The sequence below is a fragment of the Citrobacter sp. RHBSTW-00599 genome (assembly GCF_013784065.1).
In the GTDB taxonomy this organism is placed as follows: domain Bacteria; phylum Pseudomonadota; class Gammaproteobacteria; order Enterobacterales; family Enterobacteriaceae; genus Citrobacter; species Citrobacter braakii.
In genome coordinates, this window is sequence record NZ_CP056717.1 from 3,654,228 (window position 1) to 3,677,460 (window position 23,233).

A 23,233-nucleotide genomic window follows, 5' to 3' on the forward strand; every position below is an offset into this window, starting at 1 on the left:
CCAACCATTTATTCATAAAACAAATGAAAACGTAACACAGGTTGATATAATAAAGAAAACGCCTCATCTTTCTTTGATGAAACTAATGGTCAGACTCATTAAATAAATGTGTTACGCGGTTTATTGTTTCAAGAATTGACAATCTGAAAGCGTGGAAATAAAAAACCGCCAGCGGATGGCTGACGGTTTTGGCATTGCAGGTGTGTCTTACTTTTTTTATGCTACTGTCGTGCGAATCAGATAATCAAACGAACTCAATGAGGCCTTCGCGCCTTCACCGGTCGCGATGATGATCTGCTTATACGGTACGGTGGTGCAGTCACCAGCGGCGAAAACCCCCTTCACGCTGGTTTCGCACTTGGCATCGATGATGATTTCACCCATGCGATTACGCTCGACGGCACCTTCCAGCCAGTTGGTGTTTGGCAGCAGACCTATCTGTACAAAGATACCCGCCAGTTCCACACTGTGAACGTCGCCACTCACGCGGTCACGATACTCCAGGCCGGTGACTTTGCTGCCATCGCCTTTCACTTCTGTCGTTTGCGCATTCAGAATAATATCGACGTTTTTCAGACTGCGAAGCTTATTCTGCAGCACCTGATCAGCTTTCATTTCAGGTGCGAACTCCAGCAGCGTCACATGTTCAACAATGCCTGCCAGGTCAATAGCAGCTTCAACACCGGAGTTGCCGCCACCAATCACCGCAACGCGCTTGCCTTTGAACAGCGGGCCATCGCAGTGCGGGCAATAGGTTACGCCTTTGGTGCGATACTGATCTTCGCCCGGAACGTTCATGTTGCGCCATTTCGCACCGGTGGCAATGATAATGCTGCGTGCTTTGAGCACCGCGCCGGATGCCGTTTCAATCTGATGCAAACCGCCTTCCTGCGCCGCCGGAACCAGTTTACTTGCGCTCTGGCTGTCGATCACATCAACATCATAGTCATCAACGTGTGCTTTCAGCGCGCCCGCCAGTTTCTGGCCTTCGGTTTTCGGTACCGAGATGTAGTTTTCAATATCAACGGTATCAAGAACCTGACCGCCAAAACGTTCGCCCATCAGACCGGTGCGAATACCTTTACGTGCAGAGTACACTGCCGCTGCCGCCCCCGCAGGACCGGAACCGACAATCAGCACGTCATAAGCATCACGTTTGTTCAGCTCTTGTGCCGCACGTTTTTCTGCGCCGCTATCTACTTTCGCCACGATCTCAGTCAGCGTCATACGCCCCTGACCGAACTCTTTGCCGTTCATATACACCGCCGGAACGCCCATCACGTTGCGATCGGTAATTTCGTTCTGGAATGTACCGCCGTCAATCGCCGTATGCTTGATGCGTGGATTCAGTACCGACATCAAGTTCAGCGCCTGTACCACGTCCGGACAGTTATGACAGGAAAGCGAATAATAGGTTTCAAACTCAAAATCACCGTCGAGATCGCGGATCTGCTCCAGCAACGCCTGCGCCTCTTTTGACGGATGACCACCGGTCCACAGCAGCGCCAGCACCAGGGAGGTAAACTCATGGCCCAGCGGAGAACCGGCAAAGCGCGGCCCCTGGTGAGAACCTGGATTGGTAATCAGGAACGATGGCTTGCGTACCGCCAGAGTATTGTCTTCTTTAAAGGTGACTTTTTCTGACAGTTCAGCAATTTCAGTCAGCAGTTCCTTGATTTCTGCCGATTTAGCGCTGTCATCCAGCGTAGCAATCAGCTCAACAGGTTTGGTCAGTTTCTCAAGATAAGCCTTGAGCTGGGTTTTCATATTTGTGTCGAGCATTCTTCTTCCCTCTCTGAAAACATCATCATGCAAGCCGACTTTGCGGGACTGCATTAATGCAACTTGCGTCATGGTGCTGGAATGAAACAGGCGCAAACTTGCGCCTGTGGAATGGCCGGATGCACTGCGTTTATCCGGCCTACAAATTATGCGACTTAAATCTTACCGACCAGATCTAAGGATGGAGCCAGAGTCGCTTCGCCTTCTTTCCATTTCGCCGGGCAAACTTCACCTGGGTGAGAGGCAACGTACTGTGCGGCTTTAATTTTACGCAGCAGGTCAGACGCATCACGGCCGATACCTTCAGCGGTAACTTCGATTGCCTGGATGATACCCTGCGGGTCTACAACGAAGGTTGCGCGGTCAGCCAGACCTTCATCTTCACGCATGTTGTCGAAGTTACGGGTCAGGGCGCCAGTCGGGTCACCGATCATCGCGTATTTGATTTTCGCGATGGTGTCAGAGCTGCTGTGCCATGCTTTGTGGGTGAAGTGGGTGTCAGTAGATACGGAATAGACATCTACGCCCAGTTTCTGCAGTTCTTCGTAGTGGTCAGCCACATCACCCAGCTCGGTCGGGCAAACGAAAGTAAAGTCAGCCGGGTAGAAGAAGAAGACGCTCCAGCGACCTTCGGTATCTTTCTCGGTTACTTCGATGAACTCACCGTTTTTGAACGCCTGGTTTTTGAAAGGTTTAATTTTGGTATTAATCAAAGACATCTGTACTTCCTCCGTGTTTTCGTTGAGAGATAAGTTAACGAAAATCTCTTCGCAGGGCTAATGCGTTTCCTTTATCAAATCAATAAGCGTTAACTAACAACCCACTCAAACTCATGTTGTGAACCTAAAGATAAAAGTAAAAAAGGCCCCCTTTGCAGGGAGCCTCATTACCCGAGCTACCCGCAGGTAACGTCAGTGCCAGCAGGGCTGGCTATGTGTTGCGCTCTACATTACCTTAACAAAGGTCGTAACAGCGATTGGGATTACATCACCCCACTCAAGAAAGGGCAATCGACAGACGGTCGATCTTACCTATGGCTGCGATAGGTTTTGCAACTTAGCCCCCTTTCCTTCTGATTTTATAAGGAAAATCAATGTTTAAACGTACCTTACTCTTAACCCTGCTTCCTGCCGTAGTGCACGCCGAAGAACTTCCTGCCCCCGTTAAAGCTATTGAGAAACAGGGCATTACTATTCTGAAACCCTTCGACGCGCCGGGTGGAATGAAGGGCTACCTGGGAAAATACCAGGATATGGGCGTTACTATCTATGTTACGCCTGACGGCAAACACGCCATTTCCGGTTATATGTATAACGAAAAAGGCGAAAACCTTAGTAATACGCTGATAGAAAAAGAGATCTACGCCCCTGCCGGGCGCGAAATGTGGCAGCGAATGGAAAAAGCATCCTGGATTCTGGACGGGAAAAAAGAGGCTCCAGTCATTGTCTATGTGTTTGCCGATCCCTTCTGTCCCTATTGCAAACAGTTCTGGCAGCAGGCTCGCCCGTGGGTGGACTCAGGTAAAGTTCAGTTGCGCACATTACTGGTTGGCGTAATTAAACCCGAAAGCCCGGCTACCGCCGCAGCGATTCTGGCCGCAAAAGATCCGGCCAAGACCTGGCATGACTATGAGGCATCCGGTGGGAAAATGAAGCTACAAATCCCGACCTCCGTCTCACCGGAGCAGATGAAGGTATTGAATATCAATCAAAAGTTGATGGATGATTTAGGCGCCAACGTCACGCCGGCTATCTATTACATGAGTAAAGACGATACGTTACAACAGGAAATCGGCTTACCGGATAAGGAGAAATTAAACATTATCATGGGTAATAAATAAATGTGAAAAAATGAGTGGTTGTTATCATTCCCATGTCAATCACTCATTTAGATTAACTTTTTTGGTCAAAATTACGCAACATGTGCTATTTTTAGTTTAAATTAATAATTCATTAAGCACACAAACATAAACCACAAGAATATTCACAACTTAAAATATTTCAGAATTAAATTTTTCAAAACATGACCATCACAGGAAGGTATGTATGGCTAACCTCTATGACCTTAAAAAGTTCGATCTCAATCTATTGGTTATCTTTGAGTGTATTTATCAACATTTGAGTATCACTAAAGCTGCCGAAACTTTGTATATCACCCCCTCTGCCGTTAGCCAGTCACTGCAACGGCTACGCACACAATTTAATGACCCACTGTTTATCCGCTCCGGAAAAGGCATAACACCAACGATTATGGGGATTAACCTTCATCATCATCTTGAGAAAAATCTCAACAGTCTGGAGCAGACAATAAACATCATGAATAACTCCAGTCTGAAGAAAAAATTCATTATTTACTGTCCACAACTACCAACAATTATCAACATCGAGGAAATTATTCATTTTGTCAGAGAAGAATCGCATGTCGAAATTGAGCACCATAACATACTCATCACTGCTGAAAGTACGGAAAATCTGTTGGCTTACAGAAAAGCAGATTTAGTCATTGCTACCGCTCCAGTGAGTAATCGCTCGATAATATGCTCGCCATTTAAAACTGTCGAAACAATATTAGTTTGCAACAAAAATCATCCGAGAATTAATGGAGAAAGTACGCTTGAAACAATATTAAAAGAACAGTTCACGCAACTTATTTCTGAAGATACAGGTGTTAAGGAATACTGGCAACAAACCAGCACATTGCTGGCTAATCGAGATGTTGGCTTCCGCAGCGACTCATTAATAACGATCATTAACATTATTTCAAATACGGACATCATAGGTCTGCTACCAAGAGATATTTACGAACAATATACCGGATCATTTAATTTAAAAGAGATCTGTATCGATATTCCCTTACCAAAAATAAATTTATTTTTGATGTATAACAGAGCATCACTCAACAATACTGGCTTCGTTAATTTAATTAATAAAATAAATGATAAACATGATCAAAGAACTACCAAGTAGAACTTTACCTATTCATTTTAAATATTTATGAATGAGCATAATTCAAAATAACCATGAATGTATTAAAACGTTGCACCTGGAAAAAATTAGCATATCTTATTGTCAGCATTTGTTATTGTTTTAAATAATAATTTTGATATGAGTTTAATATGTCTATTTATAAAATCCCGCTTGATCAAAACGTGCTGGACGCCGCTCTGGAGCGCATAACCTGGGCGCTGGAAACTCTGCCTCGAGTTTGTGTCTCTTTCTCCGGCGGGAAAGATTCAGGACTGATGCTACATCTGACAGCTATGCTTGCACGCCAACTGCATAAAAAAATTGACGTACTATTTATCGACTGGGAAGCCCAGTTTTCCTGCACTATTGATTATGTTGAGGCGCTTCGTGCACGTTATTCCGATATCATCGAGCGCTTTTATTGGGTGGCTTTACCACTCACCACCCAGAATTCCCTCTCTCAATTTCAGCCAGAATGGCAGTGTTGGGAACCAGGTACTCCGTGGGTTCGCCAGCCTCCCACGGATGCCATAACCGATCCAGAGTATTTCTCCTTCTATCAACCCGGCATGACCTTTGAACAATTTGTTCGCGAGTTCGCTGACTGGTATTCAGAGAAACGTCCAGCCGGCATGATGGTCGGGATCCGCGCCGATGAGTCATATAATCGTTTTGTCGCCATTGCCAATTCGCAAAAGCAGCGCTTTGCCGATGATAAACCCTGGACCACCAGCGCCCCCGGCGGGCATACCTGGTATATTTACCCGATTTATGACTGGAAAACTGCCGATATCTGGACCTGGTTCGCAAAAACCAGAATGTCGTGCAATCCCTTATACAATCTCATGTATCAGGCCGGTGTCCCAACACGTTACATGCGTATTTGTGAGCCCTTTGGCCCGGAACAGCGTCAGGGATTATGGCTATATCACGTCATTGAACCCGAGCGCTGGGCAGCCATGTGCGCCCGTGTCAGCGGTGTAAAAAGTGGCGGAATTTATGCCGGTCACGACAACCATTTTTACGGGCACCGCAAAATATTGAAACCCGAACATTTAAACTGGCAGGAATACGCCATGCTGCTACTCAACAGTATGCCGGAAACGACCGCTGAGCATTATCGCAATAAAATCGCCATCTATTTGCAGTGGTATAAGAAAAAGGGCATGGACAATATCCCGCAAACTCAGGAAAAAGATATTGGCTCAGCGGATATTCCGTCGTGGCGGCGTATCTGTAAAGTCCTGCTGAATAACGACTACTGGTGCCGGGCGCTGTCATTCAGCCCCACAAAACCCAAAAACTACCAACGTTATAATGAACGCATGAAAATAAAACGCCAGCAATGGGGAATCTTATGCAACACCGACTAACTCAAGAACTCACTGGTTTTCTTTCTGGGCTGTCAGAAGAAGAGCGAATTGAAGCAATCAACCAATTCAGAATGGCTATCCACAGCGTCAGCCCTTTTCGTGAAGAGCCAGTAGACTGTGTACTATGGATTAAAAACGAGCATATCTCACCCAATGACTATAACCCCAATAACGTTGCGCCTCCGGAGAAAAAACTGCTGCAGAAATCCCTCGAAGCAGACGGATTCACGCAGCCCATCGTGGTAGTTCACTCCACGGCGGAAGAATACGAAATTGTCGATGGTTTCCACCGTCATGAGCTAGGTAAAAGCAAACCGTCGCTGAAATCACGCCTGCATGGCTACCTGCCGGTCACCTGTTTACAGCGTGAACGCCATGAACGCATGGCAGCGACAATTCGTCATAACCGTGCCCGTGGGCGGCATAAAATTCATGCCATGTCGGAAATCGTTCGTGAATTATCACTACTGGGATGGAGCGCAGAGAAAATCAGTAAAGAGTTAGGTATGGACGACGATGAGGTTTTACGTCTGAAACAAATTAACGGTCTGCAAGAGTTATTTGCCGACCGTCGCTTCTCCAAAGCCTGGACAGTAAAATAACTACAGCGCAACCAGACGTTCGGCTGCCGCCAGCAGCGTCGATTCTTGCTTGGCAAAACATAGGCGAATCAGCTTATGCGGGAAAGGATCGGCGCAGAAAACCGACAACGGGATCGCGGCAACGCCCACTTCTTTGGTCAGCCACTGGCAAAACTCAACGTCGTTAAGTGTGGAGACGGCACTGTAATCGACCAGCAGAAAATAGGTGCCTTCACACGGCAAAATTTCCAGTCGGCTGTCACGCAGCGCGTTCACCAACACATCGCGTTTTTTCTGATAAAAGGCTGGCAACTCACGATAGTGTGTTGGATCCTCCCGCAGCATATCCGCCAGCGCCAGCTGAGCCGGCGTATTAACTGAGAACGTCAGATACTGGTGTACCTTGCGTAATTCAGCGCTAATGGCGGCAGGCGCAACGCAGTAGCCGACTTTCCAGCCGGTCATATGGTAGGTCTTCCCAAACGATGAAACGGCAACGGCGCGTTCGCGCAGGTGTGAATGCGCCAGCACGCTGGCATGTCCCTGTCCGGCGAAGCAAATGTGCTCATAAACTTCGTCGCTAATGACAAAGATCTCACGTTCTTTAATTGCCTGCCACAGGGCATCAAAATCGGCGTGATGCCATACGGTGGCGGAAGGGTTGTGCGGCGTGTTAAGGATCACCAGTCGGGTACGTTCGCTGAGTACAGCGCTAAATTCCTGCCAGTTGACGCGAAAAGACGGCGGTTGCAGCGCGATACGTTTAACTACGCCGCCGGATAATTCGACCGCGGGCGCATAGCTGTCGTAGCTCGGGTCAAAACAAATCACCTCATCGCCAGGACGCACCAGCGCCGTAATTGCGGCGAACAGCGCTTCTGTGGCCCCCGCCGTCACGGTCACTTCACTATTCGCATCAGGTTTATAGCCGTACAACTGCGCGGTTTTATCCGCAATGGCTTCACGCAGCGGCTGTACGCCCGTCATCGGCGCATACTGGTTTGCGCCATGCGCGACGTGATACGCCAGGCGTTCCTGCAAAAAAAGTGGGCCGTCAAAATCAGGAAATCCCTGCGAGAGGTTAATGGCCTGATGCTGCTGCGCCAGCGCGCTCATTTGCGTGAAGATAGTGGTGCCAAGATTAGGCAGTTTGCTTTGCGGAATCAGCGGGTTATTACTCATTATTGTTATCCCAGCGTGTGATGTTGTGGTTGAAGCCACTATAGCACGATGCTAGTATTTGGCAATCAAGACGTTCAGACGTCTATATAAAAATAACCTGCATTGACAGGACAGCCAAAAGGACAACACAACATGAGTAATACCGAGATTCGCGTCGTCACCGGCCCGGCCAACTATTTTTCCCATCCCGGCAGCCTGTCAAGACTCAACGATTTTTTCACCGCTGAGCAACTCTCACGCGCCGTCTGGGTTTACGGTGAACGCGCCATCGACGCGGCCCGCCCTTATCTGCCTGAGGCATTTCATCTTGCCGATGCAAGGCACCTGCTGTTTACGGGACATTGCAGCGAAACCGATGTTACTCAACTGGCAAAAGAGTCAGGAGAGAATCGCAGCGTGGTGATTGGTGTGGGCGGCGGGACATTGCTCGACACGGCCAAAGCGCTGGCTCGTCGTCTGGGTCTGCCTTTTGTCGGTATTCCTACTATCGCAGCGACCTGCGCCGCATGGACACCGCTCTCCGTCTGGTACAACGATGCAGGCCAGGCGCTGCATTTCGAAATTTTCGCTGACGCCAATTTCCTCGTGCTGGTCGAGCCAGAGATCGTTCTCAATGCGCCTGAAGAATACTTACTGGCGGGGATCGGCGACACGCTGGCGAAATGGTACGAGGCAGTCGTGCTCGCACCTGAGCCGGAAAACCTGCCTCTGACCGTACGTCTGGGTATCCATGCTGCGCAGACGATCCGCGACGTCCTGTTGGAAAGCAGCGAGCAGGCGCTGGTCGATAAGCAACAAGGCACGTTAAGCCGCACATTTTGCGATGTAGTGGATGCAATTATTGCCGGAGGCGGCATGGTCGGCGGTCTGGGTGAGCGCTACACCCGCGTGGCGGCGGCGCATTCGGTACATAATGGCCTGACCGTGCTCCCGCAAACGGAGAAGTTTTTACATGGCACCAAAGTGGCGTACGGCATACTGGTGCAAAGCGCGCTGCTGGGACAAGATGATGTGCTGGCGCAGTTAATTACCGCCTATCAGCGCTTCAACCTGCCAACCCGGTTGGCTCAACTGGACGTGGACATCAACAACCGCGCCGAAATCGACAACGTGATTGCGCACACCCTGCGCCCGGTGGAGTCCATTCATGCGCTGCCGGTAACGTTAACGCCACAGACGCTGCGCGCAGCGTTCGAAAAAGTAGAATCGTTTACGGTGTGATTATGGTGTGGGATGCCTGATGGCGGCAACGCAGCGCCCCCCTGGTGCTTACTAGAGTAAGTGACCAGGGTGAACACGCCTGCAGCTTGAATGATGAAGAGCATTAACAGCAGCGCGCGCCGCCTTTCCCCCCGTAGCGCGCATCCTGGCGTTCGCGGAAAAATTCTTCGTAGGTCATTGGTGTCAGGTCCGGATGCGTGACGCGCATATGCTCAACATAGTTGTCGTAATCCGGCACACCTATCATTAATCGGGCGGTTTGACCTAAATACTTCCCGGCTTTAGAGAGCGTTTCAAACATAGTGGTTCCCTGTCGAACAAACGCCCTCCCCATTCAGGAGAGGGCTCGTTGGTTAAGAGAATATTAGTGCGCGCCTTTCGCCTGCGCCACGATCTCTTCGACATTCTCAGGCATCGGTTCGTATGGCGTTTCTTTCGAAGTAGGTTTGTCCTCTTTCAGTGCTGCCAGTGCAGTTTTGATGGAGAACAGACCCAGCACCACAACGACTACCATGAAGAAGATAGTGAGACCCGCATCCAGGCGGTTGTTAAACACCAACTGCGTCAGCTGCGACTGAGTGTACTGCGCCGGAATATTACCGCTGTCGATCATCGCCTGGAACTTGTTAGCGATGGCGAGGAAGCCAATTTTCGCATCCGGGCTAAACGCTTTCTGCCAGCCGGCGGTCAGGGTACAAATCAGCAGCCAGGCCGTTGGCACCAGCGCCACCCACGCGTAGCGTTGACGTTTCATCTTGAACAGCACCACCGCGCAAAGCATCAACGCCATACCGGCCAGCATCTGGTTGGCGATACCAAACAGTGGCCACAGGGTATTAATACCACCCAATGGATCCACCACGCCCTGGTGCAAGAAGTAACCCCAGGCCAGCACGCACAGCGCCGTTGCCAGCAGGTTCGCAGGCAGCGAATCAGTACGTTTCAGACCCGGTGACACCACGCCCAGCAGATCCTGCAGCATAAAGCGTGCGGCGCGCGTACCGGCGTCTACCGCCGTCAGAATAAACAGGGCTTCAAACAGAATGGCGAAGTGATACCAGAACGCCACATCCATCATGCCGCCCAGCGCACCATGCAGAATATACGCCATGCCCACCGCCAGCGTCGGCGCACCGCCTGCGCGGGAGATAATGGATTGTTCGCCGACATCGTTCGCAATCTGATGCAGCGTATCAGGCGTGATAACAAAGCCCCAACTGCTCACAACCTGTGCCGCTGACGCAACCACATCGGTGGTTCCGGCAGGTGCCAGTACAGCCATCGGGCTGTTCATCGCAAAGTAGACGCCCGGGTCGATAACGCAGGCCGCCACCAGCGCCATAATGGCGACAAAGGATTCCATCAGCATCCCGCCGTAGCCAATAAAACAGGCCTGACCTTCATTCGCCAGCATCTTCGGCGTGGTGCCGGAGGCAATCAGCGCGTGGAAACCAGAGACCGCACCGCAGGCGATGGTAATAAACAGGAACGGGAACAGGTTACCGCTCCAGACCGGGCCTGTACCGTCAACAAACTTGGTCAGCGCAGGCATGGTCAGCGTCGGACGCATGATCAGAATCCCTACCGCCAGACCAACAATGGTACCGATTTTCAGGAAGGTAGAGAGATAATCACGCGGCGCCAGCAGCAACCACACCGGCAGTACGGCGGCGACAAAGCCGTATCCCACCAGCATCCAGGTCAACTGTACGCCGGTAAAGTCAAAGTACGGTGCCCAGGCCGGGCTTTCAGCCACCCAGCCGCCGGAAATAATAGCAAACACCAGGAATACCAGACCGATGACCGACACTTCACCAATACGGCCCGGGCGCAGATAACGCAGATAAATCCCCATGAAGATCGCCAGCGGGATAGTAAAGGCGACGGTGTAGGTTCCCCACGGGCTGTGGGTCAGCGCTTTCACGACGATCATCGCCAGTACAGCGAGGATAATCACCATGATCATAAAACAGGCCACCAGAGCAATGACGCCCGCCGTTGGGCCCATTTCTTCTTTCACCAGTTCGCCAAGGGAACGACCATCGCGACGGGTAGAAACAAACAGCACCATAAAGTCCTGCACCGCCCCCGCCAGTACCACCCCGGCAAGCAGCCAGATCATACCCGGCAGATAGCCCATTTGCGCCGCCAGCACCGGTCCAACTAATGGACCCGCTCCAGCAATCGCCGCGAAATGGTGGCCAAACAGCACTTTTTTATCGGTAGGAACATAGTCCAGACCATCGTTATGACGCACAGCTGGCGTCATACGCGTCGGGTCCAGCGCCAGTACATTTTTCGCGATGTACAGGCCGTAGAAACGGTAAGCGATAAGGTAGACACAGACCGACGCCACGACTATCCACAACGCGTTGATCTGTTCGCCACGATTTAATGCGATATAGCCGAGGGCAAATGCTCCCATAACGGAGAGCACTGTCCAGACGAGGTACTTCCCTGATTTATTCATACTTGGTTTTCCGTTGTCCTGGTCAGAGAGATGTTACATTTTGTTTCTATAACATCTTTTCTGAATTTAACAACCTGACAACCATGTAAACCCGAAGTATCACTGAGTATTTACATTGCATTGTTAACTGGATCACTTCATTTAGCCGTTAACCCTGCAATTTCATTTTACTTTGTCGGGCGACTCACCCCATCACCGCAGTGCCTAAACGACAGGTGCAACAGCGTCGTCCCTGCTCATCAAAGATGACGATTTCCCAGCTTTGACTCTGACGCCCGAGGTGCAGCGGCTGGCAAACGCCGCGCACTTTCCCCTGCGCAACCGCCCGATGGTGCGTGGCGTTCAGTTCCGTACCCACCACACACTGCCCGTCGCGAGTCATCAGATAACCCGCCATCGAACCCAATGTTTCCGCCAGGGCCGCCGACGCGCCGCCGTGCAGCAGACCAAACGGCTGATGCGTCCGGCTATCCACCGGCATTTCGGCTTCCAGCACATCATCCCCCAGTCGGGTATAGACCATGCCTAAATGCGCCACCATCGTGTTCTGACTGGTGGCATTCAGTTCATCCAGCGTTAAATGACGTTTCCAGATCATCGTCATGCCCCCAGCGTGGAGCCGCCGTCCACCACGATATCCTGAAGCGTAATGTGGCTCGCCAGATCGGAAGCGAGGAATAAAATCGTGTTAGCGATTTCCTGTGGACGAGCGATTTTTCCCAGTGGAATGCCGAGCTTAAACTGCTCGCCAAACCCACGAATGCGCTGTTGCTCCGCGTCATCGCTGACCCACAACGTACGCTGCATGTCGGTGTCGGTCGAGCCTGGCGAAACCACATTGCAACGCACACCGCTGCCTGCCAGTTCAAGTCCGACAGTCAGTGCCAGGTTTTTCAGCGCGGCTTTTGACGCACCGTATGCGCTCATACCGATACGCGGCGTGTGCGCCGCATCCGACGCGACGGTCACGATTGCCCCGCCCTGCTGGCGACGAAACTGCGCCATCGTCTGCTGAAACAGATTGAACGCCCCACCAACGTTAACCGCAAACGTCTGCTGCCACTCCTCAATGCTCAGCGCATCGGTGGCCCCCATACGCAAAATACCCGCCGCATTGACCAACACATCCAACCGCTCGCGCGTTTGCAGGACGCGCTGACACACCTCAGCCACCTGTTCAGCATTTGCCACATCCAGCACTTCGGTGGCAAACGGGTAGTTATTCTGAGAAAATTCACGATCGAATCCTGTCACCTCAGCACCCGCTTTCACAAACGCCAGCGCCGTGGTGTAGCCAATCCCTTTTCCCGCGCCGGTTACCCAGACGGTTTTCCCTGCGAAGTCAAATCCAGACATTACTTCACCTCGCGAGAGAGCAGCGTCCACCAGGCGTCAATGGTCGGGTTTTTCGCCAGCATCACGAAGTCAATATCGCCATGAACCTTACGCCAGCGCGCCGCCAGCGCCATCATGCGCACGGAATCCAGTCCGTAGTCGATCAGGTTTTCGTCATCCATCGGTTCTTCGGACTCATCGAGCAGCGGCAGAATAATGCTGCGTAACGCATCTTTGCTGGCCGGTACCGGCGTCGGTAATAATTCCTGAGTCATCACCACACGCCCGGAGCGTCCCGCCACGTATTTCAGCGACATCAGATGTTCGTCACGGCTAAAGTCTGCCAACGCATCGGCAACCATAAACGGCTTGATGTCGCGCATAAAGGCGTCTGTTGCGGTGGTCATACAGCCAATATGCGCATACACGCCGGTAATGATCAGTTGATTACGTCCGGTCTCCTTAAGCATCTGTTCCAGCGGAGAGCGATGAAATGCGCTGTAACGCCATTTCACCAGAATGGTATCCGCTTCATCCGGCGCCAGCGCCTCTACGATTTTCTGCTGTTCCGGCGAACGCGTCAGTCCCGGTCCCCACATATCATTGAGCAGAGCGCGGTCTTCATCACTCTGTTCTTTCGGCTGAGCGGTGTAATACACCGGAATGTTATGCTCTTTGCAGTACTGACGCAGTGCGGCGATGTTAGCGACGACCTGCTCCATCATCGGGCAGTTATCGCCCCAAAAACCGATAAAATAGTCCTGCATGTCGTGGATCAGCAGTGCGGCGCGTTCGGGGTCAAACGCCCAGTCCACTTTGTTCACCGGAACATCAAGCGCCGTGGGTAGCGCATAAGCCTGCAGTTTAGGAATTGCCATCTCTTATTCTCCTTCAGGCCAGTGAACGTGATGCCAGCCACTGACGTAATTGTTTTTTATCTACTTTCCCAACCGGAGTCAGCGGTAACGACTCAACGCACTCAACGCGGTCAGGTAATTTAAATTCCGCTACGCCCTGTTCGCGTAGAAAACGACGCACCTGCACCGCTCGCAGCGGCTCTTTTACCACCAACCAGGCACAGCTTTTCTCGCCCATCAGTTCGTCATCCATACTGACCAGCGCGGCATGGATCACCATCGGGTGGCGCAGCAGCAGGTTTTCAATCTCTTCTGCAGCGATCTTCTCTCCACCGCGGTTGATCTGATCCTTCTCACGTCCCTGGACGGTGATGTAGCCATCTCGATCGATGGCGATCAGATCGCCAGAGCAGTAAAAACCGTTGGCGTCAAAGGCGCTGGCATTGTGCTCAGGACTTTTGAAGTAACCGCGGAAGGTGTATGGGCCACGCGTCATCAGGCGCCCGGTTTCTCCCTGGGCTAAAGGGTTGCCGTCAGCGTCTGCTACCCAGACTTCATCATCGGGACACATCGGGCGGCCCTGGGTATTGATGATGCGTTCAGGGCTGTCGTCCAGACGGGTGTAGTTCACCAGCCCTTCCGCCATGCCGAAGACCTGCTGCAGCTGGCAGCCAATCTCCGCCGGAATACGCGCCGCAAGCGAGGCGGAAAGCCGTGCCCCACCGACCTGTAGCAGCGTCAGCGAAGCCAATTGCGCATTGCTCCCCCACTCCGCAATTGCTTGCAGCCACAGGCTCACCGCTGGCGGCACCAGCGCCGTGACGTTAACCTGATGCTGTTCAATCAGAGGGAAGCACAGGGTGGCGCTCGGGTCAGCCGCCAGCACGACGGTGCCGCCAGCCAGGAATACCCCCAACGCGCCAGGTGAACTCATCGCGTAGTTATGCGCCGCCGGGATCGCGCATAAATAACGCGTTTCCCCGGTGAAGCGGCAAATCTCATTGCTGCGACGCACGCTGTAGTAGTAATCGTTATGGGTACGAGGAATCAGCTTTGGCGTCCCGGTAGTCCCACCAGAAAGCTGGAAATAGGCCACCTCATCAGCAGGCGATGGCGTGGCGGAAAAATCAGTCGCAGGCTGGCTTATCGCCGTTTGCAGATTGTGTTCACCTTCATCATTGCGCAGTTGCACCACGCGCACTGAATTGTGTTCAGCCACAAAAGCGTTAAGAAAATCGTCCCCGCTAAACAGCGCATGCTGACGATCGGCAATCAGCAGCGCCGGTTCAATCTGTTTGGCATAGGCGTTAAGTTCGTTACGCTGATGGCTGAATAATGCCAGCACCGGAGCTACGCCCAGCTTGAGCAGCGCAAAGAAAGTGATATACAACTCAGCCACGTTGCCCAGTTGCACCAGCGCGGTTTCGCCGGGTTTGATCCCCTGACGGCGCAGGCTGCAGGCGAGATTGTCAGTGGCCTGATTCAGTTGGCGATAGCTCAGGTGGCGTTCGCCATCGATCACCGCCGTATGGTCGCTGTCGGCGTGACGGGTCAGAATGTCGGTCAGCGGCAAATCCTGCCAGTAACCTTTTTCACGATAGCGGCGGGCAAACTCCTCCGGCCAACGGGTGAAAGGAATACTCATTATCGCTCCTTAGAGGCCTGGTCAATAAGGCTCTTAATGCAGTCCAAAAACATTCAACATCGTGGAGAGTTTGGCTCCCGTTTCACGCCATTCCGCAACCGGGGACGAAGCCGGAACAATCCCGGCACCGGCAAAGAAACGTACCTGATTACGCAGCAGCTTCGCACAACGGATCGTCACCACCCATTCGCCGTTGCCTTGGGCATCACACCAGCCGACAATGCCACCGAACAGTTCGCGATCGAACGGCTCCAGCTCGGCGATAAGTTTGCGCGCAACCTGATGCGGGAAGCCGCTCAGCGCAGGCGTCGGATGCAGCAGGCACGCGAGCGTCAGGGCGTTTTCTTGCGCGTTGGCTTTACCCTCAAACGGCGTGCCGAGGTGCCAGAGCGTAGGCGTGGTGACCAGTTGCGGAGAAGAAGGGAGTTGCAGTTCACGGCTGCGATCGCGCAGGACATTTTTCATGGCCTGCGTCACCAGTTCGTGCTCATGGCGATCCTTTTCGGACGCCAGCAGGCGGATGCCCGCCTCACGGTCCAGCACATCGTCCGGTTGACGTCGTGCCGAGCCTGCCAGCGGTAATGAGCTGAAACGATCGCCTTCTTTGCGTAACAGCAGTTCCGGACTGGCGCCAATCAATACGCCACCGTCTTCAAGGGGAACGTGAAAGTTGTAGCTCGCCGGATTTTGCGCCACCAGGCGCTCCAGCAGCGCCCCGCTGTCAATATTGGCATCAGCGGTGATATCGATCAGGCGTGACAACACCACTTTGTCGACTTCAGGGGTTGCCGTCAGCGCAGCCGCGCGAGCGACCATATCTTCAAAGAAGTTCTGTTCCGGGATCGATTTACGTTCAACAACGTTCAGCGACTGATGCGCGTTAAAGTAACGAGATGATTGCTGCTTCGCCGTTCGGGAGAACGTCTGCCATGACTGGGGAATAAACAGCGATGACGGCTGGCGGGTGTCAAAAGGAATCGCCCCGACCATGATGGGGTTAGCGATACCCTGCGCTTTGGCATCAGCAAACAGTGCATGCATTTTTTGTTGGAAAGGGCTGTCTGGCGAATCGCCATCAATTGCCGGTTCCGCATAGCGGGCGAAGCATCCTGACGTCGTAAAACTACGGTACGGCGACATAAAGAAAAAACTGTCGGGAGCGAGCGTCGGCATAGTCTGCGTTTTTTCCTCGGCCAGTGACGTTTCCATATCATCCTCCAAAAATGATAAAAGCTCTAATAATGATTATCATTTATATTTTCGGTCGCTAACCTAAAAGCAAAGCGGCGGTATGTCAACTCTTGTGGCAGCACAATGTGCGACTTTGGCTTGCATCCTTGTCCACTAACAATGAAAATGAGAAGCATTACTTATACTGATAACAGGATGCTGATTCGTGAGTCTCCCCTCTTTTTGTCGCACCGTGCTCTTACTGGCAGGTTTGTCTATTTCAGGAATTTCTTCAGGTTATGCCGCCGACTGGCCGCGTCAGGTTACCGACAGTCGTGGTACGCATACGCTGGAACATAAGCCGCAGCGAATTGTCTCCACCAGCGTCACCCTCACCGGCTCGCTGCTGGCAATTGATGCCCCGGTCATCGCCAGTGGCGCCACTACACCGAACAATCGCATCGGCGATGCACAGGGCTTTTTACGCCAGTGGAGCGAAGTGGCAAAAGCGCGCAAACTGAGCCGCCTGTATATCGGCGAACCGAGCGCTGAGGCCGTGGCAGCGCAAATGCCGGATCTGATTCTGATCAGCGCCACCGGGGGAGATTCAGCCCTCGCGCTATACGATCAGTTGTCCACCATTGCGCCAACGCTAATCATTAATTACGACGACAAAAGCTGGCAGGCGCTGCTGAAGCAGTTAGGTGAAATTACCGGTCAGGAGCAACAGGCGGCTGCGCGTATTGCCGAGTTTGATAAGCAACTGCAGGCGGTAAAGCAGCGTATTACCCTGCCGCCGCAACCGGTCAGCGCGCTGGTATACACCGCTGCAGCGCACAGCGCCAACCTGTGGACGCCTGAGTCGGCGCAGGGCAAGCTGATGGAGCAGTTAGGTTTCACCCTGGCACCGCTGCCTGCCGGATTGCACACCAGCCAGAGTCAGGGCAAACGCCACGATATCATCCAGCTTGGCGGTGAGAACCTGGCGGCTGGCCTGAACGGCGAAGCGCTGTTCCTGTTCGCTGGCGACAACAAAGATGCCGACGCCATTTATGCTAATCCGCTGCTGGCGCATCTGCCTGCCGTGCAGAATAAACGTGTTTACGCCCTGGGTACGGAAACCTTCCGTCTCGACTACTACAGCGCGACCCTGCTGCTGCAACGTCTGTCAGCTCTCTTTTAATCGCCAGCGCCGGATACGGCTAACGCCTTATCCGGCCTACAAACCGTAGAAGACAACGCTATCCGGCATTCACGGGCATTTGTCGGAATCGGCGCACTTCTCCCAGCAACAGCAGCAGTAGCAGACCGACAATCACCAGCCCAAACCCACTTACGCTTGCCGAAGCAACCGGTGTCATCATCGCCCCCAACCCCCCTAACAGCGCCGCGCCGATCGCATCTCCTGTAACGTTCTGCGCAGTCCACAAACCGTTAATTCGCCCGAGCATCGCTTCTGGCGTCTGCGTCTGTAACAGGGTGTACTGCAACAAAGAGCTGACCGCACTCAGCCAGCCGAACAGCGCCAGGCAGACAACGCCAAGCTCCCAGACCGGCATCAACCCAAACAGACCGATAGCCAGGAACGAAGCCACGGTCGATACCAGCATGATCAGTCCCGGACGAACGCTGTGCGCCAGTTGTCCGCTGGTCAACGCGCCCACCGCCGCGCCAAGAGGAATGGCCGCATACAGCAGACCTATTTGCGCACTCGACATTTGCCAGTTAATCGCCAACGCGGGATACAACACGCGCACGGCGCTCGCCATAGTCAACAGACCGCCAAGCAGCGCAATGCCGCCAATCAGCGGGCTGGCAAGCAGAAAGCGAAATGCTGCCAGCAGCGATTTTAGCGGATGCTCGCGCGGCTGCGGCGGAGGTGGCAGCGCGGGAAGGCTCAGCAACGGCAGCAAGGTAATGAAAGTGCCCGCCGCCGCCAGACCGTAGTTCCACGCCACGCCACCGGTCGCAAGCAATACCCCGCCAAGCATCGGCGAAATAACCGAACCCAGACGTACCGTCAACATGGTAATCGCCCCGGCCTGCATCAAATTCTCCCGGCCAACCAGCGCCGGTGTTGCCGCCAGCAACGCGGTCACGCCCAGCGAGGCAAAGAAACCGTCCCATAAGCCAAGCAAATAAATCGCCAGTAACGACGGTTCGGGCAGCAGCGCATTCAGACACAGACCAATAAAGCCGATTCCGCAGGTTCCACGAGCCAACAGGATCACTTTTTTACGCTCATAGCGGTCGGCCAGCACCCCGCCCACCATCAGACCAATAAACATTGCGCTGCCGGTCAACGTCACTGACAAACCTACCTGCCAGGTCGACTGCGTCATCATCTGGATTTGTACCGGAACCGCCACGCCGAGTAGCCCCAGAGAGACAATGGAAATAAAACGGGCGAGGAAGACGGCGCGAAATGCAGGGTGGGTCTTTAACAGACTGAGATTGAGCAGCCAGGATTGTCGATTCATTACAGAGCCTTACCAGGTACTTTTTCAATATCCATTCGATGGCTGCACATGCTAACATATCCAAATAAGATCGATAACGATAATTACTATCATTATCAGGGAAGTTGATATGTCATGCTCTGTTTCCGCGACACGTGCCTTCGCCGTGCCCGGACTATTGTTATTACTTGTTCTCACCACGGTATTAAGTCTGGTTATTGGCGCCAAGTCGCTACCTGCCTCCGTGGTGCTGGATGCACTTACCGGCAGTTGTCAAAGCGCTGATTGCACCATCGTGCTGGACGCGCGACTGCCGCGCACGCTGGCGGGGCTGCTCGCCGGTGGGGCGCTGGGTCTGGCTGGTGCATTAATGCAAACGCTCACGCGTAACCCTCTCGCCGATCCCGGCATTCTGGGCGTTAACTCCGGTGCCAGCTTCGCTATTGTGCTGGGAGCCGCGCTGTTCGGTTTTTCCTCTGCGCAAGAGCAACTGCTGATGGCCTTTTCCGGGGCGCTGGCCGCGTCGCTTATAGTGGCCTTTACCGGCAGCCAGGGCGGCGGGCAGTTAAGCCCGGTACGCCTGACGCTGGCGGGCGTTGCGCTGGGCGCGGTGCTGGAAGGATTATCCACCGGAATCGCCCTGCTCAACCCGGATGTCTACGATCAGTTGCGTTTCTGGCAGGCCGGTTCATTGGATATCCGCAGCCTGCAAACGCTGAAGGTCGTCCTGGTGCCGGTACTGATTGCCGCGGCTGTCGCGTTATTCCTTAGCCGTGCTCTGAATAGCCTGAGCCTCGGGAGCGACACCGCCACCGCGCTTGGCAGCAAAGTCGCTCGCACGCAGTTTATTGGCCTGTTGGTGATTACCGTACTGTGCGGCAGTGCGACCGCGATTGTCGGCCCTATCGCCTTTATCGGCCTGATGATGCCGCATATGGCGCGCTGGCTGGTGGGGGCAGATCACCGTTGGTCGCTGCCCGTTACCCTGCTGGCTACCCCCTCTCTGTTGTTAATTGCCGATATCATCGGTCGCCTGATTGTCCCCGGCGAACTGCGCGTTTCAGTGGTCAGCGCATTTATCGGCGCGCCGGTGCTTATCTTTCTGGTACGCCGGAAACCGCGCGGGGGTGGCGCATGATGCACCTCTCCCGCCGCCTGATAGTCAGCAGCCTGCTGCTGGTTGTAGGTTGTCTCGCCGTTGGCTTATGGAGCCTGCGTAGCGGCGTCGTGACGCTGGAAACCCAGCAAATTATTGCCGCTCTGCTTGGCGATGCGCCGCGCAGTATTACGCTGGTGGTGACCGAATGGCGTTTGCCACGCGTGCTCATGGCGCTATTGATTGGCGCGGCGCTCGGCGTGAGCGGTGCAATATTCCAGTCGCTGATGCGCAACCCGCTGGGCAGCCCGGATGTGATGGGTTTCAATACCGGTGCCTGGAGCGGTGTGCTGGTGGCAATGGTGCTGTTCGGACAGCATCTCACCGCTATCGCGCTTGCGGCCATGGTTGGCGGGGTCCTGACGTCTCTGGTGGTCTGGGCGCTCGCCTGGCGCAATGGTATCGACACCTTTCGGCTGATTATTATTGGGATCGGCATACGTGCCATGCTGGTTGCGTTCAACACCTGGCTACTGCTGAAGGCATCATTAGAAACCGCGCTGACCGCCGGACTGTGGAACGCCGGATCGCTCAATGGCCTGACCTGGGCCAAAACCTGGCCTTCTGCCCCGCTGATTATCCTTATGCTGGTGTGCGCCACGCTGCTGGTGCGCCGGATGCGTTTACTGGAAATGGGTGATGACAGCGCCTGTGCGCTTGGCGTCAGCGTAGAGCGCTCACGTCTGATGATGATGCTGGTTGCGGTTGTACTGACCGCTGCCGCCACCGCGCTGGCTGGCCCTATCTCGTTTATTGCCCTTGTCGCCCCACATATCGCGCGGCGGATTAGCGGCACATCGCGCTGGGGATTAACCCTGTCGGCGCTGTGTGGCGCGTTGCTGCTGTTGATGGCGGATTTATGCGCCCAACAGCTGTTTATGCCTTATCAGCTTCCGGTGGGCGTTGTCACCGTAAGCCTCGGCGGTATTTATCTTATCGTCTTGTTAATTCAGGAGTCCCGCAAAAAATGATCGAATCAGTAGCCCGTTTGCGTGGCGACCAGTTAACGCTGGGTTATGGCAAATTTACCGTAGCGGAAAACCTCAATGTGTCGATTCCAGACGGTCACTTCACCGCAATTATCGGGCCAAACGGCTGCGGAAAATCAACGCTACTGCGCACGCTTAGTCGTCTGATGACGCCCGCGCACGGTAAGGTCTGGCTCGACGGCGAGCATATCCAGCACTATGCCAGCAAAGAGGTTGCTCGCAGAATAGGTTTGTTGGCGCAGAACGCCACCACGCCGGGTGATATCACGGTACAGGAGCTGGTTGCCCGCGGGCGCTACCCGCACCAGCCATTGTTTACCCGCTGGCGAAATGAGGATGAAATCGCGGTCTCAAACGCAATGCAGGCGACGGGAATCACTCATCTTGCGTCACAAAGTGTGGATACCCTTTCCGGTGGACAACGCCAGCGCGCATGGATTGCGATGGTGCTGGCGCAGGAAACGTCGATTATGCTGCTCGATGAACCTACCACCTGGCTGGATATCAGCCATCAGATCGATCTGCTGGAGCTGCTGAGTGAGCTAAACCGGGAGAAAGGGTATACGCTGGCCGCCGTTCTGCACGATCTTAATCAGGCATGTCGCTATGCAACGCATCTGATTGCGCTGCGTGACGGAAAAATTGTTGCCGAGGGTGCGCCGAAAGAGATCGTCACCGCGCAGCTTATTGAAAAAATCTATGGTCTGCGCTGTATGATTATCGACGATCCGGTTGCCGGAACGCCGTTAGTGGTGCCGCTTGGGCGCAATAAATAGCAAGATTTACCGTCTGGCGGACTGCTCGCCGCCAGACGAAATGTCATCACACCAGTTGTTGATCAATAAACGTCATTTTTTGCTTACGCGCCACCATGGCGTAATTCAGCAGAACACCACCACACGCCACCATGCCACCCAGCAAAGCTGCCAAAATAACGATCATCGATTTTGCCGGACCATCTTTATGCACTGGCAGCGAAGGTGAAAGTTGATATTTAAATGGCGTAAATTTTACATCATTCACATTCATAGCTAACAGCTGTTCAACGTGATATTGGCGGTTACGTAATTCACCGTTAATTTCAGCAACATCCGTTACCGACTTTTCTATTTCTAATTTACGTGCAATGCCGTCAGCGCCCAGTGAAATAGAGAAATCAGGGTCATCTTTCACCGCCTGGCCATTACTGTAGACTGGTTTTTTAATCCCAGCGGCATTCGCAATTTCCAGTGAATAATGCAGTCGCTGGATTTTGGCGTCCAGTTGATTCTTAAGCCTGATGCGATCCATCTCCAGTCTTTCTTTCTCAAAGCTGGTTTTGATGGACAGTTTATTGCGAATATCTTCCAGCGTTTCTTTCACCACAGCATCAGAAATATACTGGATATAGCCCTTCAGCACAGACTGGGCTTCTTCAGCCTGGGGCGCGGTAAAGCTTAGCGTCCATGCGGTATACAGCGAAGTCTCATTCTTTTTTCCCACATTGCTGTCAACGGCGTTCATTTTTTCACTGAGCCTGACAATTGCCCGATGCAGGTCCATTTCATCGATATCAGCGCCTTTCAGTTGTTCCATCACGTAAGGTGAAGAACGCAGATACTCTTCCAACAATGAGGGCGACTGAAATTTTTTGATAAACAGATTAAATACTTCACCACGGCTAACGTTAATATCCATATCCAGCACGCGCAATTTGGTCAACGTATTTTCGAGGTTCTGCCACTGGACGGGCTCGGCCGGCGTCACGATGGCCTGACTGGTCCATTTTTGCGGTAGTAGAAAAGAGACCAGAATACCCACACAGGCAAAGGCGAAAACGGTCGCCATAATTTTCGTCCTGGCGCGCCATAAGATTTCGATTAGATTAACTAAATCGATTTCATTAGCATTTACCGCTGGCTGAGGATATGCAGTAAAATCCGAAACGTTATCTTGCTTAATATTTAATGATGACATGTGTGTGACCTGAGATCCGTACCCAAAGAAGAACATTTCCGAAAGAGAAGTTTACCAGTTAGTAAGATTTATCCGAAACACTCTTTGTGCT

General features: G+C 53.0%; 21 protein-coding genes. 9 read left to right on the forward strand and 12 right to left on the reverse strand.

What is annotated here, in order from left to right; translation table 11 throughout:
* Nucleotides 1–216 precede the first annotated feature (216 nt).
* A complete protein-coding gene (gene ahpF, locus HV243_RS18035) occupies nucleotides 217–1,782 on the reverse strand; it encodes an alkyl hydroperoxide reductase subunit F (protein ID WP_016152210.1) in 1,566 nt (521 codons plus the stop codon).
* A 155-nt stretch (nucleotides 1,783–1,937) separates the two neighbouring features.
* A complete protein-coding gene (gene ahpC / locus HV243_RS18040) occupies nucleotides 1,938–2,501 on the reverse strand; it encodes an alkyl hydroperoxide reductase subunit C (RefSeq protein WP_004859485.1) in 564 nt (187 codons plus the stop codon).
* Nucleotides 2,502–2,875: 374 nt separating this feature from the next.
* Here ahpC and dsbG point away from each other — a divergent pair, with 374 nt between their 5' ends.
* The 4 genes from dsbG (at nucleotide 2,876) to HV243_RS18060 (ending at nucleotide 6,723) form a co-directional block, all read left to right on the forward strand.
* Nucleotides 2,876–3,622 (forward strand): thiol:disulfide interchange protein DsbG, encoded by a 747-nt coding sequence (gene dsbG, locus HV243_RS18045; RefSeq protein ID WP_053388573.1) that lies wholly within the window; start codon nucleotides 2,876–2,878, stop codon nucleotides 3,620–3,622.
* A 205-nt stretch (nucleotides 3,623–3,827) separates the two neighbouring features.
* Nucleotides 3,828–4,748 carry a LysR family transcriptional regulator gene (locus HV243_RS18050; RefSeq protein WP_053388572.1) on the forward strand — a complete coding sequence of 307 codons (921 nt, stop codon included), beginning with the start codon at nucleotides 3,828–3,830 and terminating at the stop codon, nucleotides 4,746–4,748.
* A gap of 149 nt (nucleotides 4,749–4,897) precedes the next feature.
* Nucleotides 4,898–6,121: a phosphoadenosine phosphosulfate reductase gene (locus HV243_RS18055; RefSeq protein WP_046275108.1), complete on the forward strand. Its 1,224-nt coding sequence runs from the start codon at nucleotides 4,898–4,900 to the stop codon at nucleotides 6,119–6,121.
* A complete protein-coding gene (locus HV243_RS18060; RefSeq protein WP_046275109.1) occupies nucleotides 6,106–6,723 on the forward strand; it encodes a ParB/RepB/Spo0J family partition protein in 618 nt (205 codons plus the stop codon). Before HV243_RS18055 ends, HV243_RS18060 begins: the two co-directional genes overlap by 16 nt.
* On the opposite strand, the gene HV243_RS18065 is transcribed toward HV243_RS18060, so the two are convergent.
* Nucleotides 6,724–7,884 carry a pyridoxal phosphate-dependent aminotransferase gene (locus HV243_RS18065; RefSeq protein ID WP_046275110.1) on the reverse strand — a complete coding sequence of 387 codons (1,161 nt, stop codon included), beginning with the start codon at nucleotides 7,882–7,884 and terminating at the stop codon, nucleotides 6,724–6,726. It abuts the gene before it with no gap.
* Nucleotides 7,885–8,016: 132 nt separating this feature from the next.
* Here HV243_RS18065 and HV243_RS18070 point away from each other — a divergent pair, with 132 nt between their 5' ends.
* On the forward strand, nucleotides 8,017–9,105 hold the full coding sequence (locus HV243_RS18070; protein WP_016155948.1) for an oxidoreductase: 1,089 nt from the start codon (nucleotides 8,017–8,019) through the stop codon (nucleotides 9,103–9,105).
* A 103-nt stretch (nucleotides 9,106–9,208) separates the two neighbouring features.
* On the opposite strand, the gene HV243_RS18075 is transcribed toward HV243_RS18070, so the two are convergent.
* The 7 genes from HV243_RS18075 to entC form a co-directional block, all read right to left on the reverse strand.
* Nucleotides 9,209–9,406, reverse strand: a complete 198-nt coding sequence (locus tag HV243_RS18075) for a YbdD/YjiX family protein (protein ID WP_019076244.1) — start codon at nucleotides 9,404–9,406, stop codon at nucleotides 9,209–9,211.
* 63 nt (nucleotides 9,407–9,469) lie between these two features.
* Entirely contained in the window at nucleotides 9,470–11,575 is a 2,106-nt protein-coding gene (gene cstA / locus HV243_RS18080) for a pyruvate/proton symporter CstA (protein WP_053388571.1), read from the reverse strand.
* Nucleotides 11,576–11,759: 184 nt separating this feature from the next.
* Nucleotides 11,760–12,173, reverse strand: a complete 414-nt coding sequence (gene entH, locus HV243_RS18085; protein ID WP_029139447.1) for a proofreading thioesterase EntH — start codon at nucleotides 12,171–12,173, stop codon at nucleotides 11,760–11,762.
* A gap of 2 nt (nucleotides 12,174–12,175) precedes the next feature.
* Nucleotides 12,176–12,931, reverse strand: coding sequence for a 2,3-dihydro-2,3-dihydroxybenzoate dehydrogenase EntA (gene entA / locus HV243_RS18090; RefSeq protein ID WP_016155947.1), 756 nt, complete (start codon nucleotides 12,929–12,931; stop codon nucleotides 12,176–12,178).
* Nucleotides 12,931–13,788 carry an isochorismatase gene (locus tag HV243_RS18095; RefSeq protein WP_016152199.1) on the reverse strand — a complete coding sequence of 286 codons (858 nt, stop codon included), beginning with the start codon at nucleotides 13,786–13,788 and terminating at the stop codon, nucleotides 12,931–12,933. The genes entA and HV243_RS18095 overlap by 1 nt, the downstream gene beginning before the upstream one ends.
* A gap of 13 nt (nucleotides 13,789–13,801) precedes the next feature.
* Complete coding sequence (entE, locus tag HV243_RS18100; protein WP_016155946.1) at nucleotides 13,802–15,412, reverse strand: (2,3-dihydroxybenzoyl)adenylate synthase EntE; 1,611 nt, start codon at nucleotides 15,410–15,412, stop codon at nucleotides 13,802–13,804.
* 33 nt (nucleotides 15,413–15,445) lie between these two features.
* Nucleotides 15,446–16,621 carry an isochorismate synthase EntC gene (gene entC / locus HV243_RS18105; RefSeq protein ID WP_016152197.1) on the reverse strand — a complete coding sequence of 392 codons (1,176 nt, stop codon included), beginning with the start codon at nucleotides 16,619–16,621 and terminating at the stop codon, nucleotides 15,446–15,448.
* A gap of 187 nt (nucleotides 16,622–16,808) precedes the next feature.
* Here entC and fepB point away from each other — a divergent pair, with 187 nt between their 5' ends.
* The gene (gene fepB, locus HV243_RS18110) at nucleotides 16,809–17,765 is read left to right on the forward strand and encodes a Fe2+-enterobactin ABC transporter substrate-binding protein (RefSeq protein ID WP_149330245.1); all 957 of its coding nucleotides are present in this window, start codon (nucleotides 16,809–16,811) and stop codon (nucleotides 17,763–17,765) included.
* A 58-nt stretch (nucleotides 17,766–17,823) separates the two neighbouring features.
* Here the strand turns inward: fepB and entS are convergent, their stop codons facing one another.
* Nucleotides 17,824–19,062: an enterobactin transporter EntS gene (entS, locus tag HV243_RS18115; RefSeq protein WP_016152195.1), complete on the reverse strand. Its 1,239-nt coding sequence runs from the start codon at nucleotides 19,060–19,062 to the stop codon at nucleotides 17,824–17,826.
* 109 nt (nucleotides 19,063–19,171) lie between these two features.
* Between entS and fepD the strand changes: the two genes are divergently transcribed.
* Genes fepD through fepC form a run of 3 tightly spaced genes read left to right on the forward strand, consistent with a single transcriptional unit; the run spans nucleotide 19,172 to nucleotide 21,962 of the window.
* A complete protein-coding gene (gene fepD / locus HV243_RS18120) occupies nucleotides 19,172–20,179 on the forward strand; it encodes a Fe(3+)-siderophore ABC transporter permease (RefSeq protein ID WP_016152194.1) in 1,008 nt (335 codons plus the stop codon).
* Nucleotides 20,176–21,168: an iron-enterobactin ABC transporter permease gene (gene fepG, locus HV243_RS18125; protein WP_016152193.1), complete on the forward strand. Its 993-nt coding sequence runs from the start codon at nucleotides 20,176–20,178 to the stop codon at nucleotides 21,166–21,168. The genes fepD and fepG overlap by 4 nt, the downstream gene beginning before the upstream one ends.
* The gene (fepC, locus tag HV243_RS18130; protein WP_046275116.1) at nucleotides 21,165–21,962 is read left to right on the forward strand and encodes an iron-enterobactin ABC transporter ATP-binding protein; all 798 of its coding nucleotides are present in this window, start codon (nucleotides 21,165–21,167) and stop codon (nucleotides 21,960–21,962) included. The genes fepG and fepC overlap by 4 nt, the downstream gene beginning before the upstream one ends.
* A 46-nt stretch (nucleotides 21,963–22,008) precedes the next feature.
* On the opposite strand, the gene wzz(fepE) is transcribed toward fepC, so the two are convergent.
* The gene (gene wzz(fepE), locus HV243_RS18135) at nucleotides 22,009–23,142 is read right to left on the reverse strand and encodes an LPS O-antigen length regulator Wzz(fepE) (protein WP_046275117.1); all 1,134 of its coding nucleotides are present in this window, start codon (nucleotides 23,140–23,142) and stop codon (nucleotides 22,009–22,011) included.
* Nucleotides 23,143–23,233 lie beyond the last annotated feature (91 nt).

What these genes read in the sequence shown, in the direction of transcription:
- ahpF (WP_016152210.1), bottom strand. Translation starts at nt 1,782, where the DNA reads ATGCTCGACACAAATATGAAAACCCAGCTCAAGGCTTATCTTGAGAAA.
- ahpC (WP_004859485.1), bottom strand. Translation starts at nt 2,501, where the DNA reads ATGTCTTTGATTAATACCAAAATTAAACCTTTCAAAAACCAGGCGTTC.
- dsbG (WP_053388573.1), top strand. Translation starts at nt 2,876, where the DNA reads ATGTTTAAACGTACCTTACTCTTAACCCTGCTTCCTGCCGTAGTGCAC.
- HV243_RS18050 (WP_053388572.1), top strand. Translation starts at nt 3,828, where the DNA reads ATGGCTAACCTCTATGACCTTAAAAAGTTCGATCTCAATCTATTGGTT.
- HV243_RS18055 (WP_046275108.1), top strand. Translation starts at nt 4,898, where the DNA reads ATGTCTATTTATAAAATCCCGCTTGATCAAAACGTGCTGGACGCCGCT.
- HV243_RS18060 (WP_046275109.1), top strand. Translation starts at nt 6,106, where the DNA reads ATGCAACACCGACTAACTCAAGAACTCACTGGTTTTCTTTCTGGGCTG.
- HV243_RS18065 (WP_046275110.1), bottom strand. Translation starts at nt 7,884, where the DNA reads ATGAGTAATAACCCGCTGATTCCGCAAAGCAAACTGCCTAATCTTGGC.
- HV243_RS18070 (WP_016155948.1), top strand. Translation starts at nt 8,017, where the DNA reads ATGAGTAATACCGAGATTCGCGTCGTCACCGGCCCGGCCAACTATTTT.
- HV243_RS18075 (WP_019076244.1), bottom strand. Translation starts at nt 9,406, where the DNA reads ATGTTTGAAACGCTCTCTAAAGCCGGGAAGTATTTAGGTCAAACCGCC.
- cstA (WP_053388571.1), bottom strand. Translation starts at nt 11,575, where the DNA reads ATGAATAAATCAGGGAAGTACCTCGTCTGGACAGTGCTCTCCGTTATG.
- entH (WP_029139447.1), bottom strand. Translation starts at nt 12,173, where the DNA reads ATGATCTGGAAACGTCATTTAACGCTGGATGAACTGAATGCCACCAGT.
- entA (WP_016155947.1), bottom strand. Translation starts at nt 12,931, where the DNA reads ATGTCTGGATTTGACTTCGCAGGGAAAACCGTCTGGGTAACCGGCGCG.
- HV243_RS18095 (WP_016152199.1), bottom strand. Translation starts at nt 13,788, where the DNA reads ATGGCAATTCCTAAACTGCAGGCTTATGCGCTACCCACGGCGCTTGAT.
- entE (WP_016155946.1), bottom strand. Translation starts at nt 15,412, where the DNA reads ATGAGTATTCCTTTCACCCGTTGGCCGGAGGAGTTTGCCCGCCGCTAT.
- entC (WP_016152197.1), bottom strand. Translation starts at nt 16,621, where the DNA reads ATGGAAACGTCACTGGCCGAGGAAAAAACGCAGACTATGCCGACGCTC.
- entS (WP_016152195.1), bottom strand. Translation starts at nt 19,062, where the DNA reads ATGAATCGACAATCCTGGCTGCTCAATCTCAGTCTGTTAAAGACCCAC.
- fepD (WP_016152194.1), top strand. Translation starts at nt 19,172, where the DNA reads ATGTCATGCTCTGTTTCCGCGACACGTGCCTTCGCCGTGCCCGGACTA.
- fepG (WP_016152193.1), top strand. Translation starts at nt 20,176, where the DNA reads ATGATGCACCTCTCCCGCCGCCTGATAGTCAGCAGCCTGCTGCTGGTT.
- fepC (WP_046275116.1), top strand. Translation starts at nt 21,165, where the DNA reads ATGATCGAATCAGTAGCCCGTTTGCGTGGCGACCAGTTAACGCTGGGT.